A 25,868-nucleotide genomic window follows, 5' to 3' on the forward strand; every position below is an offset into this window, starting at 1 on the left:
TGCATGAGCTCTTTTACTATTCGACAAAATATTTGAGTATATGGTGTTTATACCACAAGGGTTACAGGGTATTGTTGTAATATAAAGGAATACATGAGCAGAGCTATTACCTATACCCATTGTTGAAAAAAATGTCGAAAATTTATAGTGTTAGTTAGAAAGAAATGGTGATAGTTAATGGCCAATCAAATGTCGGATGAAACGATAGAGTCAATCCGTCAGTCAAATGATGTGGTTGATGTAGTTGGAGAATATGTACAGCTTAAGAAACAGGGTCGTAATTATTTTGGACTTTGCCCATTTCATTCAGAAAACACACCATCATTTTCAGTAAATCAAGAAAAGCAAATATACCATTGTTTTGGCTGTGGAAAAGGTGGGAATATCATTACGTTTATCATGGAAATGGAAGGGTTCAACTTTCAACAAACGATCCATTATTTAGCCGAAAAGTCTGGTCAGCCAATTCCAGAAATGAAACAGTCAAATCAGAATGCTCCTAATAGTGAAGAACAAGCCACATTAGAAGCATATCAATGGTTGTCAAAATTATATCATCATTTATTGGGCCATTCTAAAGATGGTAAGAAAGCATTAGCATATCTACACGAAAGAGGATTTTCGGATGAAGTAATCGAGCGATTTCAAATAGGTTATTCACCGACCTCTAAAGGTTTTGTAACACAATTTTTAGAAAACAAAGGTTTTCATAAACAAGTAATGGCTAATGCCGGTATATTGACAACTAGTGATGATGGTGAGTATTTTGATCGATTTCAAGGGAGAGTAATTTTTCCTATAAGAAATCATATTGGAAAAACAATCGGTTTTAATGGCAGAACAATATCAGACCAAGAACCAAAATACCTAAATAGTCCGGAATCTTCGTTGTTTAGAAAAAGCAAGCTGCTTTACAATTTTGATATTGCTAGAAGTGAAATTCGAAAAAAAGGAGAGGTTATCCTTTTTGAAGGTTCTGCAGATGTAATTGCTGCACATCAAGCTGAAGTACTGAATGGCGTTGCGTCACTGGGTACATCTCTCACGGAAACACATGCATCTCTTTTAAGGAGATATGTAGATACAGTGTTAATTTGTTACGATGGCGATAATGCTGGTCAAAATGCAACATATAAAGCTATCAAATTACTAAGAAAAGTAGGCTGTACAATAAAAGTTGCATCGTTACCACCTAATTACGATCCTGATCAATTCATTCAAGAATACGGAAAAGAAAAATTCCAATCTCAAGTAATAGAAGCAGCAGACACGGAAATGACTTTCATAAAGAGGTATTTAAAAAAAGATTTTAATTTAAATCTTGAAGGAGATCGACTGCAATATGTAGAAAAAGTAATAGAAGAAATAGCCATTCTAAATAGTACGATTGAACGAGATCACTATCTTCGTGAATTGGCGGAAGAATTTAAACTTTCCTATGAAGCATTGTCACAGGAATTAATGTCTCGAATGCGAAATGTTACAAAAAATGATGATAACAGGCAGAGGTTTGGAAATACTAATGGTGGAAATCAACAAAAATATCCTCAAAAACAAAAACACCAGCTTTCTAAGGCCTTTCAAAATGCAGAACGCCGATTATTAGCGTATATGCTTCAAAACGCTCAGATTGCGGAGAAAGTGAAAGAAACTATTGGGTCTCAATTTAATATAGAACAACATCAAATAATTGTCACTCATTTATATGGATTTTACGAAGAAGGTAATGAAGCCGATTCAAGTCGTTTTATCTCTTATTTAGACGATATAAACCTCCAGCAAACGGTTGTAGAGTTATCTATGATAGACAATTCATGGGAAATGACCGAAAAAGAGCTTCAGGATTACATTCATATTATTCAGTCAGAGCAAACAGATAGTGCAAAAATAGCGCAACTAGAGAATAAAATGAAAGAATTAGAAAAAACAGATCCAAAAGAAGCTGCTAAAGTGGCGATGGAAATAATAAAAATAAAACAACAATCGAAAAATGGAGTTAGTTTTTGAAAGGAGGGGCACTCATGGCAGAAAATAAACCATCACGTTCTAAAGAAACAGAGTTAACTGTCGATCAAGCAAAAGATCAATTATTGGAAATAGGGAAGAAGCGTGGTGTCTTAGCATATGAGGAAGTAGCAGAAAGAATGTCAATTTTTGAATTAGAATCGGATCAAATGGACGAATTTTATGAGTACCTAAGTGAACAAGGTGTAGAAGTAATAGGCGATTCAGATAATGATCCAACAATGCAACAGCTTTCAAAAGAGGAAGAATTCGATTTGAATGACTTAAGTGTTCCTTTAGGGATTAAAATTAATGACCCTGTGAGAATGTATTTAAAGGAAATTGGTCGTGTCGATCTATTATCAGCTTCTGAAGAGATTGAGCTAGCCAAAAAAATTGAGGAAGGCGATGAATACTCGAAAAAACGTTTAGCAGAAGCAAACCTTCGTCTTGTTGTAAGTATTGCGAAACGTTATGTAGGTCGAGGTATGCTATTTTTAGATCTTATCCAAGAAGGTAACATGGGATTAATTAAAGCAGTGGAAAAATTTGATTTCCGTAAAGGGTTTAAATTTAGTACCTATGCCACATGGTGGATACGTCAAGCAATTACAAGAGCTATCGCAGACCAAGCGAGAACGATTCGTATCCCAGTTCATATGGTAGAAACAATTAATAAGTTAATTCGGGTTCAGCGTCAGTTACTTCAAGATCTGGGACGTGAACCAACTCCTGAGGAAATTGCAAAGGATATGGAATTAACTCCTGATAAAGTTAGAGAAATTCTTAAGATCGCTCAGGAACCTGTATCACTTGAAACTCCAATAGGGGAAGAAGATGATTCCCACTTAGGTGATTTCATCGAAGATCAAGAAGCGACATCTCCTTCTGATCATGCTGCCTATGAATTATTAAAAGAACAGTTAGAAGATGTATTGGATACATTGACGGACAGAGAAGAGAATGTATTACGTTTACGTTTTGGCTTAGATGACGGTAGAACCAGAACACTTGAAGAAGTAGGTAAGGTGTTTGGTGTTACTCGTGAACGAATTCGCCAAATTGAAGCGAAGGCACTACGTAAATTGCGTCATCCAAGTCGCAGCAAACGTTTAAAAGATTTCTTAGAATAATCTCGAAGTCCAAAAGAAAGAAAATGAACTATCTTCTTCTCGAGAGGGTAGTTCATTTGAATTTGAATAAAACATTTCTGTTTTATTCAAAATTTTTATTCTTTTAAAAGTTTCACAAATGATCCGATATAAGGATTAAAGTGAATCAGACTTGGAGATGGTTGTCATGGATGAAGGACGTAAAAAGATAATTATACAGGAGATCCATTACTGGAAGGATCATCAGTTGTTACCGAACCATTATTGTGATTTTTTATTAGCACTTTATACAGAAGGTGAAGTCGCAAGTAAGGAGAAAAATGATAAAAAACAAACAGCGTATTATTTATTGTTTTATTTTTTTGATACCTTATTAATATTATTCCCGGTGTTATTATTTCAAATAACTAATTCCATCGTTATACAAGTTATTGGTATCGTTCTAACATTAACTGCAGCATTAGTGATGACAACTGTTTTTAAACGGTATAAAGCGTTACAGGAATCATTCGCTGTTATGATATTTTTTGTTGTATTCTTATTTTCCTCAATGATGTTATTAAATAATTATGTTGGAATAGCCTGGATTACATATAGTTGGATACTTATTAATAGCTTATCCTGGATACTATTCGGAAAGTTTAGAAAACAGTTTTTTTTACAAGTTGCAGGGGTTTTTATTTTAATTATATTAGTGATAATGGTTGGTTTTCAATATTTTTAGTCAATTTATTGAATTTTGAGGACAATCTCTTTTCTAATTGGTCAATATGAAGTAAAATAAAGATGGTTTTTATTATACATAATAATAGAATATGTTGGATAACAGTTCATTCCAACACGATGTGGAACAGAAGGAGGAATAGTAAATGAAAAGAAATCCGATTATACCTTTTGCGCTTATTGCAGTTCTTGGGATTTTAGCAATGATCATTTTTTCTGTAGTTGGTCTAAATGAACAAGAAAAAATAGCAAACCCTGATGAAGGTGGAGAAGAAGTAACGATAGAAGATGCAGAAGAAATCTCTCAAAGCTGTATTGGTTGTCACGGTGGTGACTTAGAAGGTGGAAGTGCGCCTAGCCTTCAAAATTTGGGGAGCAAGTATAGTCAAAAAGAAGTACGAGATATCATTGTGAATGGTATCGAAGGAACTGCAATGCAAGGTGGACTTGTCACTAATGAAGAAGCAGAAGTGCTAGCTCAATGGTTAGTTGAAGGACAAGAATAGTAAGTAGAAAGCTTTCTGCGAGATGCAGGAGGCTTTTTTCATATAGAAGGGAATAATGGTATGCTTTCAAATCGTTTAAAACAACTTGCACATTATTTAAAAGAGCCAATAAATTTTGCTGACATTGGTTCAGACCATGCCTATTTACCTTGTTATGTATGTCAACTTCATCCATCTGCTAAAGCAATTGCAGGTGAAGTTAACCAGGGACCTTTTGAAAGGGCAAGGAAGACGGTGTTAGAATATCAATTATTGGATCAAGTTGACGTAAGAAAAGGAAATGGTCTAGCGGTAATTGAGCCCGGAGAAGTAGAGCAAGTGACCATTGCAGGTATGGGTGGGAAATTAATTCGCTCTATATTAGAAGAAGGTGAAGAGAAGTTAAAAGGTGTCCATCGCTTAATATTGCAACCTAATATTGATGCACAAATTGTAAGAAAATGGCTAGCGGAAAACCAATATCAGATATTTGCCGAGGAAATTATAGATGAAGATGGCTATATTTACGAAATTATTGTAGCAGATCTAGCTAAAGAGAAGAAAAATCTTACCGAAAAAGAATTATTATTTGGTCCTTTTCTTTTAAAAGAATGTAATCAAGTATTTCGACAAAAATGGGCACATGAAAAAGATAAACGCCTAAAATTAATAGAACAAATGAGACAAGCTTCTCAACCACCGATGGATAAGATTAATTTATTGGAGAAACAATTAGATTGGATCGAGGAGGTTTTAACAAGTGACAACGGTTAAACAAGTCGTAAAACTTTTTGAACAATGGGTACCAACCGATTTAGCAGAATCCTGGGATAATGTTGGTTTACAAGTCGGTGATAAAAATCAAAAAGTAGAAAAAGTGATGATTACGTTAGATGTAATCGATTCTGTAGTGGAAGAAGCGATCGAAAACAAAGTTGATTTTATCATTGCTCACCATCCTTTATTATTTAAAGGGTTAAAAGAAATTAATTTCAGTGATCCGAAAGGACGTGTAATTCAAAAGCTGATTCAACATAATATTTCAGTTTATGCCGCACATACGAATTTAGATGTAGTAAAAGGCGGAGTAAACGATCTCCTAGCTGAAAAATTAGAGATTGAAAATTGTAAAGTGTTATTACCAACTGTTGAAGATGACTTATTTAAATTTATTGTATATGTACCTAGTACACATATCGAAAATGTAACAAATGTAATTGGTGAAGCAGGAGCAGGGTATATTGGAGAATATAGTCATTGCAGTTTTCGTTCAAAAGGCGAGGGTTTCTTCAAACCTTTAGAAGGAACCAATCCCTATATAGGTGAGCAAGGGGAAATTGAACAAGTTGAAGAATATAAATTGGAAACAATCATAAAAAAATATCAAATTTCTCATGTATTACAATCTGCAAAAAAAGCCCATCCTTATGAAGAAATGGCTTATGATTTAGTTCCTTTAGCAAATAAAGGTGACCTACAAGGCATAGGGAGAATTGGCAAACTGAAGCAACCGGTCAGCCTTGAGAAATATTGTGAATTAGTGAAAGAGAAGCTTCAAATTCCTTCTTTAAGGTTTGTTGGCGATCCACAAACGATTATTCAAAAAGTAGCTATTCTTGGTGGTAGTGGTAAAGGCTATATTGATGTCGCTAAAAATGCTGGAGCAGATTTATATATTACAGGGGACTTAACTTTTCATGAGGCGCAAGATGCTGAGCAAGCAGGACTTTGCTTAATAGATCCTGGCCACCATGTCGAAGAAGTAATGAAAGATGGTGTTCGAAATTATTTACTTGAAAATATCGACGCCCTACCAGAAAAAATAGAAATAGAAATCTCCAACCATTCAACAGACCCATTTAAGTATAAATAAATACTGTATATAATTTAAAGTAAGGAACATATAAACAAAACTGTGAAGTAACTAAAGTGGTAATTTTGAATGAAGGAATCTGTGTAACAACCGCTCCGGCTTGCCCACTTCGCTTTCCGGGGGGGCGCGTCTTCAGCTAACTTTGTAAAGAAGGTCACTTTACAAAGTGGATCTTCAGATCGCGCTGATCCCCCAGGAGTCGAAGTGGACGCCTGCGCTAGGTGAAGTTCTACAATGAATGCGAGAATTGAAATTTCGACTATTTAACTCATTACTTTATATTAAATTCATATAGATAGCTCAGAATGATAATTGTCGCAACCGTTGCAGAATATATTTATAGCGTAGGCCGCCCACTTTCACTCCTGTGGCAATGTTTTTCCTGAAGATCCACTTTTTCAAGCGGTCTATGCTTGAAAAAGTTAGCAGAAGGGAAAACCCCACGGAAAGGAAAGTGGGCAGCCGGAGCGGATGTCTAGTAAATAAAACATTTCATAATTTCTACTACAGCTAAAGATTTTCAGAAGTTTACTTCGCAGTTTGTGTCTACTAAGTAAAAGAGTATCCATTTGCAACTTGTAAATGGATACTCTTTTATGGTTTATTTTGCTTTTACTTTCGGCAATATCTTTTCTTTTTTGACCTTTGAAGTTATGTCCCACGTTTCGGAATCATTGGGATCAAATTGTTCGATAAATTTGATTACCTCTTTGGCGATGGGTGTTGGAGTTGATGCACCAGCGGTAACTGCAACTTTGTTGACACCTTCAAGCCATTCAAGGTTTATTTCTGATATATCCGCAATTCTATATGCTTGTGTACCAGCCTTTTCCTTTGATACTTGTGCTAGTCGTTCGGAATTATTACTTCGCGGATCACCCACAACTAATGTTAAATCCGCATCTTTTGCTTGTTCTGCAACTGCTTCCTGGCGTACTTGTGTCGCCATGCAAATTTCTTGTTCCATTTCGGTTTGAGGATACTTTTGTTGCACTTTTAACATTACATCATAAACATCCCACTGACTCATCGTAGTTTGATTTGTCACTAAAATCTTTTTAGATGATAAATTTAACGTATCTACGTCTTCTTGATTTTGAATGAGGTGTACATGATCAGGTGCCACCCCAACAGCACCCTCTGGTTCAGGATGACCTTTTTTACCTATATAAACTATTTCATAATTTTCTTTTACTTTCTCACGAATTAAATCATGTGTGCGTGTAACATCTGGACATGTTGCATCTAACACTGTCAATCCTTTTTCTTCAGCCCTTTTCTTAACCTCAGGTGAGACACCGTGTGCCGTAAAAATAACGGTACCATCTGTAATTTCTTCTAATAACTCTGATCGATTTTTACCATCAAGTGTATATACCCCTTGTTCTTCAAAGGCTTTGGTTACATGTGAATTATGAACAATCATACCAAGAATATATATAGGACGAGGTAGATTGGGATCCTTTACTGCATTTGCAGCAATAACCATTGCATCAACAACACCATAGCAATAGCCTCTAGGTGCGATCTTAATTACTTCCATTCTGGTTCCCCCTCTGTACTTTCTATTAGAGATCAAGTAAAATAATTAATAGTGGACTCAAATTTGTCCAATACTTACATTATAAAGGTATTTGGCACAATTGACAAAGATATTTGTTAGTTAGAAGGAGATTAACATGGAAAAACATTTATTTAGACAGTACGCATTAAATGATTGGATGAACGAAGTAATCGGTCATTTGAATTTTTATGAACCAACACCAATCCAAACCAAAGTCATTCCAGAAGCATTAAAAGGTAAAGATATTATCGGACAATCGGAGACAGGTTCAGGAAAAACTCATGCATTTTTGATCCCATTATTAAATCAATTAGATCCGACCAATTCGCAAACACAAATCGTATTAACTGCTCCTACAAGGGAATTAGCGATACAAATATATGATGAAGTAAAAAAAATTATGAGCTTTTCTGATAATGAAGATAATTGGAGGGCGAAATTAATTATAGGTGGTACAGACAAAAAAAGAATGATCGAAAAAATGAAAGAGCCACCACACATTGTAGTCGGTACTCCTGGTCGAATTTTAGATTTACTTCAAGAGGGTGTCCTGGATATCTTTGCAGCTCGATCTTTCGTAATTGATGAGACAGACCTCATGTTAGAGTTAGGTTTAATTGATGAGATAGATCGTATATTAACGAATGCGGACCCTAAAATACAGGTCATGGTATTTTCTGCGACAATTCCAGAGAAATTGCAACCATTTTTAAAAAAATACTTAAATTCACCTGTATATATTAAAATGGACGATCGATTAGCACCTGAGAAATTGGAACATCGATTGATTGCATTAAAACATCGGGAACCAGCTGATGTAATTAACGATATAACGAAGTTAATCCAGCCTTATTTAGCAATTATTTTCACTAATGGTAAAGAAAATGCGAATAAATTAGCTGAACAACTTCAATCAAGGGGAATAAATGTAGGTTTGATACATGGTGGACTTAATCAACGAGAAAGAAAGAGAGTATTAAAAGAGATCCAACAATTAAAATATCAATATATTGTTGCCACAGATTTAGCTGCAAGAGGCATTGATATAAAAGGCGTTAGCCATGTTATTAATGCTGAGTTACCAAAAGAGGAAGCCTTTTATATTCACCGTGTAGGTAGAACTGCGAGAGCGGGTATGGAAGGTACCGCAATTAATCTTTATCAGGAAAATGATATTCACCTCGTTCAAAAATTAGAAAAAAAGGGCCTCACCTTTACTTTTTATGATGTAGTAAACGGGGAGTGGCGTGAAGCAAAAGCTTGGAACGTGAGACAGAAACGTGAAAAGCAAGAAAATGAAATTGAAAAAAAGGCATGGCAGCAAGTTAAAAAGCCAAAAAAAGTTAAGCCGGGTTATAAGAAAAAAATGAAAAATCAACAGCAAAAAGTGAAAAAGAAAATGAATCGAAATAATTTTAAAAAATAGATAAAGAGGAGAGATACAATGCTTAAAATTGGTTCACATGTTTCCATGAGTGGAAAGAAGATGTTGTTAGGTTCGAGTGAAGAAGCTGTTTCGTATGGTTCTACGGCGTTAATGATTTATACAGGTGCGCCACAAAACACCAGGAGAAAGCCAATCGAGGATTTAAATATTGTAGCAGGTCGTAAGCATATGGAGGAACATGGTATTTCAGATGTTGTGGTACATGCTCCATATATTATTAATATTGGAAATACTGTTAAGAAAGAAACATTTGAATTAGGGACGAGTTTCCTAAAAAATGAAATAGATCGCACGGAAGCGATTGGCGCAAAACAAATTGTTTTACACCCCGGAGCCCATGTAGGTGAAGGTGTCGATAAAGGTATCGCTAAGATCATTGAAGGCTTAAATGAAGTACTAGATCCAAAACAAGACGTACAAATTGCCTTAGAAACGATGGCAGGAAAAGGTACTGAGATTGGCCGGTCTTTCGACGAGCTTGCACGCATAATCGATGGTGTGACACATAATGAAAAACTATCGATTTGTTTGGATACTTGTCACGTTCATGATGCCGGTTATTCCATCGTTGAAGATTTTGATGGTGTTTTAAACGAATTTGATAAGATCATCGGTGTTGATCGATTAAAGGTTGTACACATTAATGATAGTAAGAATGTGCAGGGAGCAGGAAAAGACCGACATGAGAACATCGGATTTGGTCATATAGGGTTTGACACGATTCATAAAATCGTTCATCACAAACAACTTGCTGATCTGCCTAAAATTTTGGAAACACCTTATGTTGGGGAAGATAAGAAAAATAAAAAACCGCCATATAAATTTGAAATAGAAATGTTAAAAAACGGTTCCTTCATAACAGATCTAAAAGAACAAATTGTTAATCAATAAAATAAAATAAAATAAACAAAAACAAGGCGACACTATTTTAGTGGTAATTATGAGATTTTATACGTGCTTTGCAATTGCTTCGGCTTGTCGGCTTCCCTTTCCGCGGACACTTCTTTAGCTAACTTTTTAAGCAAAGTACGCTTAAAAAGTGGATCTTCGGATAAAAACATCCCGCAGGAGTGGAAGCCGACGCCTGCGCTTTTAAATGCTCTACAACTAAAGTAGGAATAATCATGTTTTATTATTTATCGTCAATTTATCATTAGATTACTTATAATTGTTATCAATATAATCTGATTTATTGTCTAATTGTAACAATATAAAGTATAAGCATTTGCAATAGTTGTAGAGTCCCTCTAAGCGTAGGCGGCCACTTCCACTCCTATGGGATTCTTTTTCCTGAAGATCCACTTTTCCATGCGGTTTTTGCTTGGAAAAGTTAGCTGAAGGAAAAAGCCCATGGAAAGGGAAGTGGACAAGCCGGAGCGGTTTTTACACACACCATTTCATAATTACCAACTAGAGTTATGTCGCATAATCTAATACGCAATTGAAAAATCCGAACGATTACAAATTCTTTTATTAGGAGAATTTGTATATCGTTCGGATTTTAACTTTGATCACATTACTTTTATTTTATCATTATATTCGAATTATATTAACGAAAGTGATGTTCAACTCGATATTCTTTTATTAATTTTTGAAATAGTTGTTGACAAGATTTAGCTGTCTCCATGTTTGTAATTTGTGCAAGCTTTTTTAACATCTTTGCTCGATCTTCGGCGTTAGTGGGATCATAGTTAGTATTCTTTAAATGATTAGTTATTGCTTGTGCCTGTGTTTTGGTAATCGATAAATGGTATTTCTGTGCGTATTCAAAAACTTCACTCGCAGTTAATTGCTTTAATTTGTTTACAATGATTCTTTTCGTTAAGCCGTTCATATATCAATCTCCTTTCTTCGTATTGTATTATTTTATGCATGAATGTTTAGAGTTAGTGCATATAGGTTATAAGAAGAGAGTGTATAATATTTGCAACATTCGACATTTTTCGCTAATATAGAACGCTGTAAGTATAAATACAATGTCGAAGAGCGTATTATTGGAATAAAAGGAGTGCATAGACTGTGAAAAAACAAATGCAATGGATTAGCATTGTATTGGTTTTAGTGGTTGCATCTGTAAGCTATTATCAAATAAAATCATATGAAAAGGAAATGCAAGCACTAAAAAAAGATAATATCGAATTAGAACAAGAAATCGATACAATTGAATCTCAAGCAACGTATATCTTAAACCAATCCAATCATAAAGAAGTCAAGTTAACCCATGAGACTTGGCCGGAATATTTTGACGTAGCAGAGGTAATGGTCAAAGAAAGTGATGGAGAATTTTTAAGACCATGGGCTATATATTTAGTTAAAGAAGCAGAAAAATACGATATTGACCCATTTATTGTATATGAATTATTAAAAATAGAAACTGGTCATACATTTGATCCTGAATTGGTTGGACCTGAAACGAAGTATGGTCATGCATACGGAATGGCACAATTTATGAAAAATACAGCACCTTGGATTGCAGATATGGCAGAGATGCCATATAAAGATGTTCTTTTGTTTGATCCGTATTATTCAATTAAGTTGTCATTAGTCTATCTAGACTATCTATATGACCAATATGATAATTGGGATGAAACGTTGACAGCTTATCATCGTGGTATGGCTGGAATGGAGCAGTACAAATTGAAAAATGGTCACGCAAATAGTGAATATGCAGTACGAATCCAAACAAATGCAAAGAAATATAAAGATTTTGTCGCTTTTGCTAATTAATGTTTAAGTATTAATTTCCACGTAAGTATCATTGGTTCTAAGGCATACTATACTTGTACCTCTAAATAGAAAGGGAGGGTATAAGCATGCCAGAAAACCGTGATGAACAACATGTGGAAAATGCTCCAAAAATCGATAATGGACACATTGATGAGGCACCACAAACAAAGCAATTTGTTGCGACGGATGAATTATATGCAGTAGATGAAGCATATAAAAGAGAGGCAGAGACATCTGCAGAACTTTCTGCCAATGAGTTTAATCGACCAATCGATTCAGCCGAACAGGAAACTGAAATGCAGTCAAATGTTAATACTGCATGGGGTTGGGCTGGCTTAGTGTTAGCATTAGCTTCATTCTTTATTTGGCCATTAATAATGGCTATTGGTGGGATTGTTTTAGGCTTTGTTTCTAAAAAACAAGGTGCTGATACGCTTGGTAATGCAGCAATCGTTACTTCGATTGTTTCGATTTTAATCTCGTTGATTTTTCTATCATTCTAAAGAAAAAGGCAAGCCGATTGGCTTGCCTTTTTTGTATTAAACTTCCTGTGCTTCTTCTTTTTGTTTTTGGATCATTTCTTCTGCTATTTTGTCTACTTCCACTTTCAATTCTTCTACCATTGTTTCCTCAGGGACTTTTCTGATAATTTCACCGTGACGGAATAATAAACCTTCTCCGCGAGCACCAGCGATACCAATATCCGCTTCTCTAGCTTCACCAGGTCCGTTTACCGCACAACCCAACACAGCCACTTTAATCGGTGCTTTAATTGTAGATATATATTCTTCTACTTCATTAGCTATTTTTATTAAATCAATTTCAATTCGCCCGCAAGTAGGGCAAGAGATAAGTGTAGCAGCATTGGATGCAAGTCCAAAGGTTTTTAATAATTCTTTCGCGACTTTTACTTCTTCCACTGGATCAGCACTTAATGAAATACGCATGGTACTTCCGATGCCTTTACTTAAAATTGCTCCCATGCCTGCAGCACTTTTAATGCTTCCAGCAAATAGAGTACCTGACTCTGTAATACCTAAATGAAGAGGATATGGAATGACTTCAGCAGCTTTTTCATAAGCTTCAATCGCTAATTTAACATCCGATGCTTTTAATGAAACAACAATGTCATGAAAATCTAAATCTTCTAAAATTTTGATGTGATGTAATGCGCTTTCTACCATACCTTCTGCTGTTGGATAACCATATTTCTCTAAAATATGCCGTTCAAGTGATCCAGCATTCACCCCGATTCGAATCGGAATACCTTTTTCTTTCGCAGCATTTACAACAGCTTCTACTTTATCTCGCTTACCAATATTACCTGGATTAATTCTAATTTTATCTGCGCCACCTTCGATGGCCTTTAATGCTAATCTGTAATTAAAATGTATATCAACTACTAAGGGAATATTGATTCTTTTTTTGATTTCGGGTATCGCATTTGCAGCACGTTCATCTGGGCAGGCTACTCGTACGATTTGACAACCTGCTTCTTCTAATCGTTCGATTTCTTTAACAGTTGCTTCGATATCATGTGTTTTGGTTGTTGTCATAGACTGAATAACTACTTCATCTTTTCCACCTACCATCACATTTCCGACTTTTACAGGTCGAGTTTTCTTTCGATGGATTAAAGCCATAAATAAAATCGCTCCTTTAATTCTATTTCCGATACATTATACGTATTGTTTGTACTTTTATACTCGGTAGTAGCCTTCATTCAAAGAAGATGCTGAAAGAAGACCAAATTATAAAAATAGTTTTCCACCATTCATTATAAAGGCTAACTGATAAAAAGAGAAGTATCAAACCTTAAACTTAAAGAAAAAATAATATTTTGAAACCCTTTCACAACTTCAAACGTATGTTATGATAAGAAGAAAACCGCGTTTAGAGGTGATGACAGATATGTTTACGATAACCGCAGATTGGATGAGTTTTGTAATTGTAGGTTTAGCAACACTCTTTCTGGTTGGGGAACTATTGGTGAATGCAAGAGGTGCCTTTAGTATTTTAGGAATTGGATTTATTACCATTTATTTTTCATCTTTTTTAGAACCAGGAATGTTCTTTATCATGATCATTATTTATTTTGTTGGTATCATGTTGATGATTATAGATGGCAAGATAGTCAATGACGGGACTTTAGCAGTCCTCGGATTAGTATGTATGATTGCATCCGTTGGTTTCGCAGCACCGAATTGGACCGCTGGTTTGTATGCTGTAATTGGTGTCTTAATTGGTGGGGTAATGTCATTTAGTTTCTTGAAAGTCTTTAAGAAAAGACACATGTGGACAAAAATTACACTTTTTGATCAATTAACAAACGAAGCAGGTTATTCGAGTATCAATCAGTCACATAAAGACTTAGTCGGTAAAAAAGGACTGACAACAACAGATATGAGACCAATAGGGACAGTATTAATTGGAGAAAAAGAATACAGCGCCATAACGCAAGGGAAATGGATTGAAAAAAATACAGAAATTAAAATCACACAAGTGGATGGCACTAGAATACTTGTTCAGGAAATAAGAGAACAGTCAGCAGAATAATGCTGGCTGTTCTTTTCTTTTAATTATTCTAACAGTAATAATCATTGTAAAATAAAAGGAAAACCTTACATAATCTTAGTACAATCCCCAAATATAGTAATATGAACATATAAAAAATAATATTTTGTCAAAAAGTCTATCATTTTGTCCAATAATTGTTATAATAAAATTGTTTGTTAAGGTTTTGTAAATTTTAAATAAAAGTCTTTACAAAACGTTCACTAATCATTAATAATGGATTGGGTAGATGAAACGTATGTCTAATTATGTCGTTTAATAAAGCTGAAACTAAAAAAGGACTAATTTTGGCAATACTTTTATCGTTTTTGGAATACTACATAAAGAAAAGTTTTGTGAGAAGGGATGAGCTATCTTGGAAATCAACGTACAAGCTCTAATTTTAGAATTTATTGCTGGACTTGGTATCTTTCTTCTTGGTATTAAATATATGGGAGATGGGTTACAAAAAAGTGCTGGTGATCGCTTACGTGATATTTTGGACAAATTCACGACTAATCCTTTTTTGGGTGTACTAGCTGGTATTATTGTAACCATACTTATTCAGTCCAGTTCAGGTACTACTGTCTTAACTGTTGGTTTAGTGAATGCCGGTTTTATGACATTGCGTCAATCGATTGGTGTTATCATGGGGGCAAATATTGGTACAACAGTTACAGCATTTATTATCGGCTTTGATTTAGGTGCATATGCTCTCCCTATTATGGGTATCGGGGCACTGTTAATATTTTTTATCAAAAATGTAAAAATAACCAATATAGGTATTGCGGTATTTGGTTTTGGTTCATTATTTTTTGGTCTAGAATTAATGAGTGGTGCTTTAAAACCTTTAAGAGAAGTAGAAGCATTTCAAGATTTAACTGTTAATATGTCTAGTAATCCAATCTTAGGTGTTATAATTGGTACTGTATTTACAGTTATCGTACAAAGTTCCAGTGCAACAATCGGGATTTTACAAAGTCTTATGATGGAAGGTGCTATTGAATTAAAAGCGGCTTTACCGGTATTGTTTGGTGATAACATTGGTACTACCATTACTGCCGTCTTAGCATCTATAGGGGCAACGGTAGCTGCTAAGAGAGCAGCTTTAACTCACGTTATTTTTAATGTTCTTGGGGCAACAGTAGTCATTATTTTTATTGGTTTGTACACAAATTTCATTGCATATTTACAGGGTGTTTTTGATTTAAACCCTGCAATGTCGATTGCTTACGCACATGGTATTTTTAATGTGTTAAATACAATAATTCAATTTCCGTTTATTGGATTCTTAGCCTTAATTGTTACCAAGTTAATTCCTGGTGAAGATGTCGAAATAGAATATAAACCTAAACATTTAGATCCGATTTTCATCACCCAATCTCCTATCGTTGCATTAGACCAAGCTAAAGCAGAGGTAATTCGCATGGGAGAATACGCAACAAAAGGGCTGGAAGAAACAAGTTTATATTTAAATAGAAATGACAAGAAGAATTCAGAAATGGCACAACAAATTGAAGGTGCTTTAAATAATTTAGACAGAGAAATCACTGCGTATTTAATAGAACTTTCGTCAACCAATTTCTCTGAATCCGAGCGTAACAAACATTCCGCTTTAATGAATTCTGTAAGAGATATTGAGCGAATAGGGGATCATTTTGAAAATATTATTGAATTAGTAAATTACAAGCAATCAAACAAAGTCGATATTACGGAACAAGGTATGATTGATTTAAATGAAATGTTTGATTTAACGATCAGTACAGTTACAGAAGCTATATCCGCATTAGACAACATGGATAGGGAAGCAGCGTTAAATGTCGTCCAAAAAGAAAATGAAATTGATAAAATGGAACGCACTTACCGTAAAAAACATATTATTCGTCTAAACGAGGGAGCTTGCAGTGGTACAGCTGGGATCGTTTTTGCTGATATAATTAGTAACTTAGAACGAATAGGGGACCATGCGGTTAATATTGCAGATGAAGTGTTAGAGGAAAGACATTAGAACTGATTAATAAGGGAAGTAGTTTAAATGCTACTTCCTGATATCTTTAACAGACATTTTTAAAAAGAAATTATAAAAAACTATTGACGAAGTTCATGTGCTATGGTAAATTATTAAATGTCGCTTCAATGATTACATAAACTTTATTCCACAGTAGCTCAGTGGTAGAGCAATCGGCTGTTAACCGATCGGTCGTAGGTTCGAATCCTACCTGTGGAGCCATGGCGGTGTAGCTCAGCTGGCTAGAGCGTACGGTTCATACCCGTGAGGTCGGGGGTTCGATCCCCTCCGCCGCTACCAATTATAATGGCGGTCGTGGTGAAGTGGTTAACACATCGGATTGTGGTTCCGACATGCGTGGGTTCGATCCCCACCGGTCGCCCCATTTAAAAACAATAGTGGACCCTTAGCTCAGTTGGTTAGAGCTATCGGCTCATAACCGATCGGTCGCAGGTTCGAATCCTGCAGGGTCCACCATATAACATTCGGAGGAATACCCAAGTCTGGCTGAAGGGATCGGTCTTGAAAACCGACAGGGGTGTCAAAGCCCGCGGGGGTTCGAATCCCTCTTCCTCCTCCATACATATTTAGTAAGACTAAAAAACATTGGCTCGGTAGCTCAGTCGGTAGAGCAACGGACTGAAAATCCGTGTGTCGGCGGTTCGATTCCGTCCCGAGCCACCTTTTAACAAGCAACCAGAATGCTTGTTTTTTTATTTTTTAGGAACAAATCTTTTATATATTAAATAGGTTGTATAAAATAATTGTGGTTGTTTATGCTAAATATTTGCATTTTATTTCTAATATTTGATACCATTTGATTTAGAAAGCAAAATTACTTTCTTAATTTTAAAATAGGAGGAATAAACATGGCAAACTTTACATTACCAGACTTACCTTATGGGTATGATGCATTAGAACCGCATATTGATAAGGAAACAATGAACATTCATCACACTAAACATCACAACACTTATGTTACTAAATTAAATGCTGCATTAGAAGGTCATGATGATTTAGCAAACAAATCAATCGAAGACATTCTTGCAAACCTTGATTCAGTACCAGAAAATATTCGCACGGCAGTTAGAAACAATGGTGGAGGTCATGCCAACCACAGTCTATTCTGGACATTATTATCACCAAACGGTGGTGGAGCGCCATCAGGTGAGCTAGCTGATCAAATCAATTCAGCTTTTGGCAGCTTTGATAAGTTCAAGGAAGATTTTGCTGCAGCAGGTGCAGGTCGTTTTGGTTCTGGTTGGGCTTGGTTAGTAGTTAATAATGGTGAACTTGAAATTACTAGCACACCTAATCAAGATACTCCTATTTCAGAAGGTAAAGCACCTATTTTAGGTTTAGACGTTTGGGAACATGCCTATTACCTAAAATATCAAAACAAACGCCCTGATTACATTGCAGCATTCTGGAATGTTGTAGATTGGGATAAAGTAGCAAGTCTATATAACGAAGCTAAATAATTGATAATAAAGGCTACAGTTCATACTGTAGTCTTTTTCTTTTGGCTCTCAGACACCATTTAATCCTTGAAGTTGCCACTGATTCCAAATTGAAAACGACACTGGGAGGCATACTTCTTCTTTTGTGCAGTATATAACATGCTGTTTAAAAGAGAAAATAGTATTTCAGATACTGAATATTTTATTATGATATATAATCATGTATATCTCATGCTTTCTAGACCAAAATAAAGGTTAGATTGTAGTGAGGTGTAATTGATGAGCAGATTCGGTAAAAAAAACAAGCCAATGATTCCAAATAGAAAAGATTTAAAATTATTACTAACAATTGGTGGTCTTTATGCATTAGCAACATTTTTATCAAATACATTTGTTAATATTTACTTATGGAAACAATCAGGGGAATATATAGACATTGCATCCTATAATTTATTTATATATATATTTCAGCCGATCGCTTTTGTAATTGCAGGTAAATTTGCTAAAAAGGTTGATCGTACTATTATTATTCGAGTTGGTGTTACATTTCTATCTGTTTTCTATGTAACGGTACTACTGGCTGGAGATCAAGCATCCCAGTTCCCGTATTTATTGGGGGCGATTTTAGGAATCGGTTATGGATTTTATTGGTTAGCATTTAATGTGTTGACATTCGAAGTAACGGAGCCAGAAAGTCGGGACTTTTTTAATGGCATATTAGGTACGTTACAATCTTTTGGTGGTATGGTAGGGCCATTTTTTGCTGGATATATCATTACAAGATTAGATAATTTTCAAGGATATAGCATCATTTTTTTTATATCCTTTTTTTTATTTCTTGTTGCCATTATTTGTTCATTCTTTTTAAAGAAAAGAAAAGCAACTGGAAAGTTTCTCTTTAAAAAAGTAGCATTAGAACGAAAAATAGATCAAAATTGGAGAAATATTTTGTATGCTCATATCTTTCAGGGCTTAAGGGAAGGATTATTTATATTTATTATTGCAATATGGGTGTTTATTGCAACGAATAGTGAATTTGCATTAGGTGCATTTAATTTAACCATGTCATTGTGTTCCTTTATCGGTTATTTTGTTGTGTCAAAAGTGGTGAAGATTGAGCACCGTAAAAGAGCGATTTTGATTGGTGGCTTACTATTATATGCGGGTGTTGTCATCTTCGTATTTCAAACAAGTTATTGGATGTTACTTGCATACGGAATCCTGATAGGTTTTGCTTATCCAATATTTAATGTTCCGTTTATATCTTTAACATACGATATTATTGGAAAGGCGAAAGGAGCACGCGAATTAAGAATTGAATATATTATTTTTCGAGAACTATTTATTAATATAGGAAGAATTACGTCCATTCTTATTTTTATTTTTACAGTTACTTTGGTTGAGCCCGTGATTATAATACCTGTTCTACTATTAACAATAGGGGGAGGTAATTTATTCGCATATTATTTTGTGCGTAAAACAAATATGTTGATGCATTTAACTAATAAATAGAAAATTCAGCATCAATCATGTTATAATAGTGGCGATGTTTGTAAAATAGGGGGAATGAGGATGAATCAGCATCCTAAATTAAATAAAAAAAAGAAAAAACTTAAAAAGAAAAAAGGACAATTACCTTTTCGATTAAATATATTGTTTGTAAGTGTATTTTTAATTTTTTCCTTGCTCATCGTTCAATTAGGTGTTGTACAAATTTTGAATGGGGAAGAAGCACAAAGACAAATTAACCAAACAGAAAATACACCTAGTGAAAAGCCTGTACCTCGTGGGAAAATGTATGATAGTGATTTTGATTTGATTTTGGATAACCAAGCTGTCAAATCAATCACGTATACGCCACCTAAAAATGGTGAAAGTGCACAAGAACGGTTAGATCTAGCAGAAAAATTAGCCGAATACATCACCATTATAAAAGATGACGAAGAACTTGAAGAAACGATTCGAGAACGGGATAGAAAAGAATATTGGTACTTAGAAAATCAAGAAAAAATTGCAGAACGATTGACAGAAGAAGAAAAACAACTTGATGCAGGAGAAAAATATTCGGTTGAACTCGACAAGATTACTGAAGCAGATTTGGATAAAATTGAGTGGACACCAGAATTATTAAATATTATAGCGATCAAAAAGGAATTGGATTCAGCTTATGAATTATCTCCACACGTTGTGGTAAATGAGGGTTTAACAGACGAGGAGTATGCTAAAGTTGCCGAACACTTATACGCTCTTCCAGGAATTGATGCTGTCATTGATTGGGAACGTGAGAAACTATATGATTCAACGTTAAGTTCCTTTTTCGGTAATTTAACCACTTCAGACGAGGGTATACCACGAGAAGCCAGTGAATTTTACTTAGCTAATGGGTATACTTGGAACGATCGCGTCGGAACGAGTGGGTTAGAACAGCAATATGAACATGTTTTAAGAGGAAGAAAAGAAAAAGTACAATATACAACGAACACATATGGAGATGTTATTAATTCCGAAGTTGTCGTTGAAGGACAACGCGGGAAAGACCTCATTTTAACACTAGATATGGAATATCAGGCGGAAGTTGACAAGATTGTTCAGGAAGAATTGCGTACAGCAATAAACAATCCTGCTAGTAATAATGGCTATTTAAAGGATGCATTGGCTGTAGTCATGAATCCTCAAACAGGAGAAATTTTGGCATTGTCAGGATATCGATATGATAAAGAGGAAAAAGAATATTTTAATCAAGCATATCGAACGATTTACGATTCACATGTGCCAGGATCGTCTATCAAAGGGGCAACAGTATTAGCAGGTTATCAAGAGGATGTTATAGATATTGGTACCGTTTTGAGTGAACAAGATATTAAGATAAAAGGTACTAAAGAATTTTCATCTTATTCCTATTTAGGACCAAGTAATTCTGATATAGAAGCAATTGCGAAGTCATCGAACGTGTATATGGGTAGAATAGCAATTAAAATAGCGGGAGCTACTTATCGAAGAAATGAAAAATTGTACAATTTTGACTATGGTGCATTTGATACTATGCGCAATTATTATAGTCAATTTGGTTTAGGAGTCAAAACAGGAATTGATTTACCTTTCGAAGCAACAGGCTTAAGAGGAGCTAATCCACAAGAAGGTAATTTAATATATTTATCAATTGGTCAATATGATACTTACACTGCCTTGCAATTAGCTCAATATGTATCAACTATAGCAAATGACGGATATAGAATGAAACCTCACTTAGTGCAAGAAATAAGAGAGCCAGGAAATGGTGATGGAACTCCAGGTGAGTTAATTCGATCCATTAATCCTCAAGTATTAAATAGAGTAGACATGGATGATAAGTATATTGAAAGGGTACAAGACGGCTTTCGACGAGTAGTTACCCACGGTACAGCTTCCAGTCAATGGGGGAGTTTTCCGTATGAAGTTGCAGCAAAAACTGGAACTGCAGAAAATCCGCAATATAAAGATGGAAAACAAGTTGCTTATACAGAAAACTTATCACTTGTTGGATATAGCCCAGTTAAAAACCCTGAAGTTGCCTTTGCTATAATTGTTCCTAATAATGGAACAGGTACTGGCAGACATCAAGTTCATCATGCTATAGGCAAACGAGTAATTGAAACTTATTATGAAATGAAAGAAAACTCAGATGAAGAAGAATCTGATAATAATGAGAATAAAGAAGATTAATAAAAGCGGAACTAGATAAACTAGTTCCGCTTTTTCTATTGTCAATTTATATTAGAGTCTTTAAGGATAATCAACGAATCTGTCGAATTTACACTTTCTTTACAATGCGTTAATAGTAGATTAATAATTATCCGTTATGATGACTATAGAAGCGTTAATCGAGGCTTCAAATAAACAAAGTCATAGGGGGAAAATAAAAATGAACAAGCTAAAACTATTATTGTTAGCTCTTGTTACGATCCTATCTATCGGGCTATTAGCTGCATGTGGTAGTGATTCCGAAGAAGGTAACAACGAGGAAGCAAATGCGAATGAAACAGAAGAAACAAATGAAAGTGAGTCTGAAGAGACTTCCAGTGAAGAAGAAAATACAGAAGCATCAGAAGAATTAGAAGGAAGCGTAGTTATCGATGGTTCTGGTACAGTATATCCATTAATGGCAAAGCTGGCTGAAGAATATATGATTAACGAACAACCAAATGTATCTGTTGAAGTAAGCCGTGCTGGAACAAGTGCAGGTTTTGAAAAGTTCTTAGTTGAAGATGGAACAGATTTTAATGACGCTTCTCGTCCTATTAAAGATGAAGAACAAGCAAAAGCAGATGAATTAGGAATAGAAGTTATGGAAATGAAAGTAGCACTTGACGGATTAACAATTGTTACTAATCCGGAAAATGATTGGGCTACTGAACTTACAGCAGAACAAGTAAATGATATTTTCTTAGGAAATGTAACAACCTGGTCTGAAATTAATCCAGAGTGGCCAGATGAAGAAATTCAGACTTATGGTCCTAATGAAAATCATGGTACTTATGAATTTTTCTATGAATCAATTGTAGAAGAACAAGATCTAGTAGAAACGATTGATCTTCAACAAGAATATTCAACTCTTGTAACTTTAGTAGCAGAAGATAAAAATGCAATTGGGTTCTTTGGATTTGGATATTACGACAGTAATAAAGATAAAATTAATGCTGTAGGTATTGACTTTGGAGAAGGGGCAGTGGTTCCTTCATTAGATACAATCGGTGAAGAAGGTCCATATGCAGGATACACTCGTCCGGTATTCACTTATTTAAATAAGGCACACGCTCAAGAAAAACCACAAGTTTATGATTATGCAGTATACTTGGCTGAAAGTATCAATGAATTTGCAGGTGAAACAGGATTTGCTCCTATTCCAGAAGAAGAAAGAGAAGCAATGCTAGAAGAAGTTCAAGCATTAAAATAAGACAAACAGTTAATGCAGATCATTAACTCAAATAAGATGAGGGTATATCATGCTCTCATCTTATTGTGAGTTTCGACAAAGGGGTGTACTAAAAGATGGCAACAAACAGCAATCTCAATTCAGGAACGAATGTTAGTGAACTTATTGCTAAAAACAAAGAGAAGAAAAGCCTCAATAATTATTTTGAGAAAAGTATTCCTGGCATTCTTTTTTTATTAGCTTCCATAACTGTACTCACTACTATAGGAATTCTCTATACACTGGTAAGTCAAGCAGTCCAATTTTTTATGGAAGTTCCAATTCTAGATTTTTTTACAGGTACAGAACTAAATCCACTTAGTCAAAATCCTGAATTTGGTATATTACCATTATTAAATGGGACCATTATTTCTTCATTAATTGCAATTCTAGTTGCTGGTCCAATCGGATTAATGTCAGCAATATATTTAAGTGAGTATGCAACAGATAAAGTAAGAAAAGTATTAAAGCCATTACTCGAAATTTTAGCAGGTATTCCTACCATTGTTTATGGTTTCTTTGCATTCACTTTTGTAACACCTTTAATTCGCTATTTATGGCCGGGTGTTGAGGCTACGAATATATTAAGTCCAGGTATTGTAATGGGTGTAATGATTATTCCGATGATTGCTTCATTATCTGAGGATGCAATGAATTCTGTTCCAAATGGAATGCGGGAAGGTTCATTAGCAATGGGAACTACTAAATTAGAGACAACGATTAAAGTAGTTATACCAGCAGCATTTTCAGGAATTATGGCTTCTTTTGTACTCGGAATTTCACGTGCAATTGGAGAAACAATGATCGTAACTATCGCAAGTGGAAGTTCTAAAAACTTTACGTTTGATATCAGAGAATCGATGCAGACAATGACTGCTTTTATAGTAGAGGTTTCTGGTGGTGAAGCACCTGCTGGATCTACTTTACATTATAGTTTATATGCAGTTGCCTTAACATTGTTTGTCTTTACCTTAATTATGAATTTACTTGCGAAATATGTCTCTCGTAAATTTAGGGAGGAATATTAAATGGAAAAATTAGAAGCACTACATTTAAATAACAAGATTGATGCTAGGGTTCGGAAAAATAGTATATGGAAATCTATTTTCTTTCTTTCCACTTTATTTGGGTTGGTGGTTCTAGCTGTTCTAATCATTCGAGTGTTATTTCAAGGAATGAGTTGGATCGACATTGACTTTATAGTTGGAAGGTTATCCACCACAGCTGAAAACGCAGGTATAATGGGTGCAATTTTAGGTACTTTATGGGTTATGGTCGTTGTTATTCCAGTTACACTTATCATTGGGGTAGGAACCGCGATTTTTTTAGAACTTTATTCAAAAAAAGGAAGGTTTCAATCTATTATAGAAACGAATATATCTAACCTTGCAGGTGTTCCTTCCATCGTTTATGGATTATTGGGCTTAACTGTATTTGTGCGATTAGCTGATTTAGGAAATGTTGTTTTAGCTGGAGGTTTAACTTTGGCATTATTAGTGTTACCAATTCTTATCGTTTCTGCTCAAGAGGCATTAAGAGCTGTGCCTGGGCATCTTTCTGAAGCATCTTATGGAATGGGAGCTACTAAGTGGCAAACCATTCGACGTATCATTCTTCCTGCTGCAATACCTAGTATTTTAACTGGAGCAATCCTCGCACTCTCGCGTGCAATTGGGGAGACAGCACCTTTAACAGTATTAGGCATTCCTGCATTGTTGATACCTTTTCCGGAAGGCTTATTTGATACATTTACAGCATTACCAATGCAGATTTATTATTGGACGATTGATTCATCGTTAGTTGCTGAATATGCTAATCTCGCAGCAGCAACCATTATTATATTGCTAATAATTCTATTTTTACTTAATTCTGTAGCAATATTCATTCGAAACAAATACCAACATCGATATTAAATAAGAAAAAATTGGACTATGGGTTATCAAGAAAAGCAATTTTGTTGAGGAGTGGAATAATGAGTACATTAACAGAAAATAAAATTAACATCAATGTAAACGATACGGTTCAAACGAATGAAAGTCAGGAGCAAATCGAGAGCAAAAGTTCGGTAATTTATAATACTCAGAATTTAGATTTATGGTATACAAAGACACACGCACTAAAGAATATAAATTTAGAAATTCGTGAAAATGAAGTAACAGCAATTATTGGTCCTTCAGGCTGTGGAAAATCAACTTATATAAAAACGTTAAACAGAATGGTAGAATTGGTTCCGGGAGTAAGTACAACAGGTGCAATATCATACAAAGGAAAAAATATTTTAGATAAATCTATAAAGGTGGAGGATTTAAGAACACAGGTAGGAATGGTTTTTCAAAAACCAAATCCGTTTCCTAAGTCTATCTATGAAAATGTAGCTTATGGTCCTAAGGTACATGGTATAAAAAAGAAGGCTATACTAGATGAAATTGTAGAAAAAAGTCTACGTGGGGCCGCTATTTGGGATGAAGTGAAAGATCGTCTTAATCAGAATGCTTATGGACTATCTGGTGGGCAGCAGCAAAGAATTTGTATTGCTAGATGTTTAGCAATTGAACCAGATGTGCTGTTAATGGATGAACCCACTTCTGCTTTGGATCCAATTTCTACATTAAAAATAGAAGAATTAATTAAAGAATTAAAGAAAAATTACACAATAATTATTGTTACTCATAACATGCAGCAAGCTGCGCGTATCTCGGATAGAACTGTATTTATGCTGAATGGAGAAGTAGTAGAATTTTCTGAAACGAATCAATTATTTTCTAATCCGAAAGACCAACGTACGGAAGATTATATAACAGGTAGATTTGGATAAATTACTGGACACGAAGTGAGAGCGTCTCACTTCTATGACAGAAGTAACCTTTCGTCTACATGAGCAATACTGCGGTAAGTTCCTGCCCTAAATGAATGACGATTCGGTTTCTTTTTACCTTGAATATTTTACGCAAGGGAGAATTT

The 25,868-nt window shown here is 35.0% G+C and carries 22 protein-coding genes and 6 tRNA genes; 25 read left to right on the forward strand and 3 right to left on the reverse strand.

Going from position 1 to position 25,868, the window contains the following annotated elements; translation table 11 throughout:
• The first annotated feature begins 177 nt into the window (after positions 1 to 177).
• From dnaG to BUC25_RS09770, 6 genes are all read left to right on the forward strand, one after another.
• A complete protein-coding gene (dnaG, locus tag BUC25_RS09745; protein WP_073201671.1) occupies positions 178 to 2,007 on the forward strand; it encodes a DNA primase in 1,830 nt (609 codons plus the stop codon).
• Between the two features lie 14 nt (positions 2,008 to 2,021).
• Entirely contained in the window at positions 2,022 to 3,137 is a 1,116-nt protein-coding gene (gene rpoD, locus BUC25_RS09750; RefSeq protein WP_073201672.1) for an RNA polymerase sigma factor RpoD, read from the forward strand.
• Between the two features lie 166 nt (positions 3,138 to 3,303).
• On the forward strand, positions 3,304 to 3,840 hold the full coding sequence (locus tag BUC25_RS09755; protein ID WP_073201673.1) for a hypothetical protein: 537 nt from the start codon (positions 3,304 to 3,306) through the stop codon (positions 3,838 to 3,840).
• 145 nt (positions 3,841 to 3,985) lie between these two features.
• On the forward strand, positions 3,986 to 4,345 hold the full coding sequence (gene cccA, locus BUC25_RS09760; RefSeq protein ID WP_073201674.1) for a cytochrome c550: 360 nt from the start codon (positions 3,986 to 3,988) through the stop codon (positions 4,343 to 4,345).
• A 60-nt stretch (positions 4,346 to 4,405) separates the two neighbouring features.
• Positions 4,406 to 5,098, forward strand: coding sequence for a tRNA (adenine(22)-N(1))-methyltransferase (locus BUC25_RS09765; protein WP_073201675.1), 693 nt, complete (start codon positions 4,406 to 4,408; stop codon positions 5,096 to 5,098).
• Positions 5,085 to 6,197: a Nif3-like dinuclear metal center hexameric protein gene (locus tag BUC25_RS09770; RefSeq protein WP_073201676.1), complete on the forward strand. Its 1,113-nt coding sequence runs from the start codon at positions 5,085 to 5,087 to the stop codon at positions 6,195 to 6,197. Before BUC25_RS09765 ends, BUC25_RS09770 begins: the two co-directional genes overlap by 14 nt.
• Positions 6,198 to 6,798: 601 nt before the next feature.
• Here BUC25_RS09770 and BUC25_RS09775 read toward each other — a convergent pair.
• The gene (locus BUC25_RS09775; protein ID WP_073201677.1) at positions 6,799 to 7,740 is read right to left on the reverse strand and encodes a 4-hydroxy-3-methylbut-2-enyl diphosphate reductase; all 942 of its coding nucleotides are present in this window, start codon (positions 7,738 to 7,740) and stop codon (positions 6,799 to 6,801) included.
• A gap of 136 nt (positions 7,741 to 7,876) precedes the next feature.
• Here BUC25_RS09775 and BUC25_RS09780 point away from each other — a divergent pair, with 136 nt between their 5' ends.
• Both BUC25_RS09780 and BUC25_RS09785 read left to right on the forward strand, forming a co-directional pair.
• Complete coding sequence (locus BUC25_RS09780; RefSeq protein WP_073201678.1) at positions 7,877 to 9,187, forward strand: DEAD/DEAH box helicase; 1,311 nt, start codon at positions 7,877 to 7,879, stop codon at positions 9,185 to 9,187.
• Between the two features lie 18 nt (positions 9,188 to 9,205).
• On the forward strand, positions 9,206 to 10,099 hold the full coding sequence (locus tag BUC25_RS09785; protein ID WP_073201679.1) for a deoxyribonuclease IV: 894 nt from the start codon (positions 9,206 to 9,208) through the stop codon (positions 10,097 to 10,099).
• A 658-nt stretch (positions 10,100 to 10,757) separates the two neighbouring features.
• Here BUC25_RS09785 and BUC25_RS09790 read toward each other — a convergent pair.
• Positions 10,758 to 11,042 (reverse strand): DUF2624 family protein, encoded by a 285-nt coding sequence (locus BUC25_RS09790; RefSeq protein WP_073201680.1) that lies wholly within the window; start codon positions 11,040 to 11,042, stop codon positions 10,758 to 10,760.
• Positions 11,043 to 11,227: 185 nt separating this feature from the next.
• On the opposite strand from BUC25_RS09790, the gene BUC25_RS09795 reads away from it, so the two are divergent.
• Together BUC25_RS09795 and BUC25_RS09800 are read left to right on the forward strand one after the other, a co-directional pair.
• A complete protein-coding gene (locus tag BUC25_RS09795; protein WP_073201681.1) occupies positions 11,228 to 11,935 on the forward strand; it encodes a lytic transglycosylase domain-containing protein in 708 nt (235 codons plus the stop codon).
• A gap of 86 nt (positions 11,936 to 12,021) precedes the next feature.
• On the forward strand, positions 12,022 to 12,438 hold the full coding sequence (locus BUC25_RS09800) for a DUF4190 domain-containing protein (RefSeq protein WP_073201682.1): 417 nt from the start codon (positions 12,022 to 12,024) through the stop codon (positions 12,436 to 12,438).
• 36 nt (positions 12,439 to 12,474) lie between these two features.
• Here BUC25_RS09800 and ispG read toward each other — a convergent pair whose 3' ends face one another.
• Positions 12,475 to 13,578, reverse strand: coding sequence for a flavodoxin-dependent (E)-4-hydroxy-3-methylbut-2-enyl-diphosphate synthase (ispG, locus tag BUC25_RS09805; RefSeq protein WP_073201683.1), 1,104 nt, complete (start codon positions 13,576 to 13,578; stop codon positions 12,475 to 12,477).
• 268 nt (positions 13,579 to 13,846) lie between these two features.
• Here ispG and BUC25_RS09810 point away from each other — a divergent pair, with 268 nt between their 5' ends.
• From BUC25_RS09810 to pstB, 15 genes are all read left to right on the forward strand, one after another.
• Positions 13,847 to 14,491, forward strand: coding sequence for an NfeD family protein (locus tag BUC25_RS09810; protein WP_073201684.1), 645 nt, complete (start codon positions 13,847 to 13,849; stop codon positions 14,489 to 14,491).
• Between the two features lie 373 nt (positions 14,492 to 14,864).
• A complete protein-coding gene (locus BUC25_RS09815; RefSeq protein WP_073201685.1) occupies positions 14,865 to 16,496 on the forward strand; it encodes a Na/Pi cotransporter family protein in 1,632 nt (543 codons plus the stop codon).
• Between the two features lie 147 nt (positions 16,497 to 16,643).
• Positions 16,644 to 16,718 (forward strand) — tRNA-Asn (locus BUC25_RS09820).
• A gap of 1 nt (position 16,719) precedes the next feature.
• Positions 16,720 to 16,796: transfer RNA gene (locus BUC25_RS09825), tRNA-Met, on the forward strand.
• 9 nt (positions 16,797 to 16,805) lie between these two features.
• Positions 16,806 to 16,881: transfer RNA gene (locus BUC25_RS09830), tRNA-His, on the forward strand.
• A gap of 15 nt (positions 16,882 to 16,896) precedes the next feature.
• Positions 16,897 to 16,973 (forward strand) — tRNA-Ile (locus tag BUC25_RS09835).
• A gap of 10 nt (positions 16,974 to 16,983) precedes the next feature.
• Positions 16,984 to 17,076 (forward strand) — tRNA-Ser (locus BUC25_RS09840).
• A 28-nt stretch (positions 17,077 to 17,104) separates the two neighbouring features.
• Positions 17,105 to 17,177, forward strand: a tRNA-Phe gene (locus tag BUC25_RS09845).
• Between the two features lie 188 nt (positions 17,178 to 17,365).
• Positions 17,366 to 17,977, forward strand: coding sequence for a superoxide dismutase SodA (gene sodA / locus BUC25_RS09850; protein WP_073201686.1), 612 nt, complete (start codon positions 17,366 to 17,368; stop codon positions 17,975 to 17,977).
• A gap of 258 nt (positions 17,978 to 18,235) precedes the next feature.
• Entirely contained in the window at positions 18,236 to 19,468 is a 1,233-nt protein-coding gene (locus BUC25_RS09855) for an MFS transporter (RefSeq protein ID WP_073201687.1), read from the forward strand.
• Positions 19,469 to 19,528: 60 nt separating this feature from the next.
• On the forward strand, positions 19,529 to 21,658 hold the full coding sequence (locus BUC25_RS09860) for a peptidoglycan D,D-transpeptidase FtsI family protein (protein WP_073201688.1): 2,130 nt from the start codon (positions 19,529 to 19,531) through the stop codon (positions 21,656 to 21,658).
• 199 nt (positions 21,659 to 21,857) lie between these two features.
• Positions 21,858 to 22,889: a PstS family phosphate ABC transporter substrate-binding protein gene (locus BUC25_RS09865; protein ID WP_073201689.1), complete on the forward strand. Its 1,032-nt coding sequence runs from the start codon at positions 21,858 to 21,860 to the stop codon at positions 22,887 to 22,889.
• A 95-nt stretch (positions 22,890 to 22,984) separates the two neighbouring features.
• Entirely contained in the window at positions 22,985 to 23,935 is a 951-nt protein-coding gene (gene pstC / locus BUC25_RS09870; RefSeq protein ID WP_073201690.1) for a phosphate ABC transporter permease subunit PstC, read from the forward strand.
• Entirely contained in the window at positions 23,936 to 24,820 is an 885-nt protein-coding gene (gene pstA / locus BUC25_RS09875) for a phosphate ABC transporter permease PstA (protein WP_073201691.1), read from the forward strand.
• Between the two features lie 59 nt (positions 24,821 to 24,879).
• Positions 24,880 to 25,722, forward strand: coding sequence for a phosphate ABC transporter ATP-binding protein PstB (pstB, locus tag BUC25_RS09880; protein ID WP_073201692.1), 843 nt, complete (start codon positions 24,880 to 24,882; stop codon positions 25,720 to 25,722).
• The last annotated feature ends 146 nt before the right edge of the window (positions 25,723 to 25,868 follow it).

It is taken from the genome of Gracilibacillus kekensis (genome assembly GCF_900143085.1).
In the GTDB taxonomy this organism is placed as follows: domain Bacteria; phylum Bacillota; class Bacilli; order Bacillales; family Amphibacillaceae; genus Gracilibacillus; species Gracilibacillus kekensis.

Excerpts from the sequence above, each read along its gene's own strand:
- dnaG (WP_073201671.1), top strand. The coding sequence starts at position 178 with ATGGCCAATCAAATGTCGGATGAAACGATAGAGTCAATCCGTCAGTCA.
- rpoD (WP_073201672.1), top strand. The coding sequence starts at position 2,022 with ATGGCAGAAAATAAACCATCACGTTCTAAAGAAACAGAGTTAACTGTC.
- BUC25_RS09755 (WP_073201673.1), top strand. The coding sequence starts at position 3,304 with ATGGATGAAGGACGTAAAAAGATAATTATACAGGAGATCCATTACTGG.
- cccA (WP_073201674.1), top strand. The coding sequence starts at position 3,986 with ATGAAAAGAAATCCGATTATACCTTTTGCGCTTATTGCAGTTCTTGGG.
- BUC25_RS09765 (WP_073201675.1), top strand. The coding sequence starts at position 4,406 with ATGCTTTCAAATCGTTTAAAACAACTTGCACATTATTTAAAAGAGCCA.
- BUC25_RS09775 (WP_073201677.1), bottom strand. The coding sequence starts at position 7,740 with ATGGAAGTAATTAAGATCGCACCTAGAGGCTATTGCTATGGTGTTGTT.
- BUC25_RS09780 (WP_073201678.1), top strand. The coding sequence starts at position 7,877 with ATGGAAAAACATTTATTTAGACAGTACGCATTAAATGATTGGATGAAC.
- BUC25_RS09785 (WP_073201679.1), top strand. The coding sequence starts at position 9,206 with ATGCTTAAAATTGGTTCACATGTTTCCATGAGTGGAAAGAAGATGTTG.
- BUC25_RS09790 (WP_073201680.1), bottom strand. The coding sequence starts at position 11,042 with ATGAACGGCTTAACGAAAAGAATCATTGTAAACAAATTAAAGCAATTA.
- BUC25_RS09800 (WP_073201682.1), top strand. The coding sequence starts at position 12,022 with ATGCCAGAAAACCGTGATGAACAACATGTGGAAAATGCTCCAAAAATC.
- ispG (WP_073201683.1), bottom strand. The coding sequence starts at position 13,578 with ATGGCTTTAATCCATCGAAAGAAAACTCGACCTGTAAAAGTCGGAAAT.
- BUC25_RS09810 (WP_073201684.1), top strand. The coding sequence starts at position 13,847 with ATGTTTACGATAACCGCAGATTGGATGAGTTTTGTAATTGTAGGTTTA.
- sodA (WP_073201686.1), top strand. The coding sequence starts at position 17,366 with ATGGCAAACTTTACATTACCAGACTTACCTTATGGGTATGATGCATTA.
- BUC25_RS09855 (WP_073201687.1), top strand. The coding sequence starts at position 18,236 with ATGAGCAGATTCGGTAAAAAAAACAAGCCAATGATTCCAAATAGAAAA.
- BUC25_RS09860 (WP_073201688.1), top strand. The coding sequence starts at position 19,529 with ATGAATCAGCATCCTAAATTAAATAAAAAAAAGAAAAAACTTAAAAAG.
- BUC25_RS09865 (WP_073201689.1), top strand. The coding sequence starts at position 21,858 with ATGAACAAGCTAAAACTATTATTGTTAGCTCTTGTTACGATCCTATCT.
- pstC (WP_073201690.1), top strand. The coding sequence starts at position 22,985 with ATGGCAACAAACAGCAATCTCAATTCAGGAACGAATGTTAGTGAACTT.
- pstA (WP_073201691.1), top strand. The coding sequence starts at position 23,936 with ATGGAAAAATTAGAAGCACTACATTTAAATAACAAGATTGATGCTAGG.
- pstB (WP_073201692.1), top strand. The coding sequence starts at position 24,880 with ATGAGTACATTAACAGAAAATAAAATTAACATCAATGTAAACGATACG.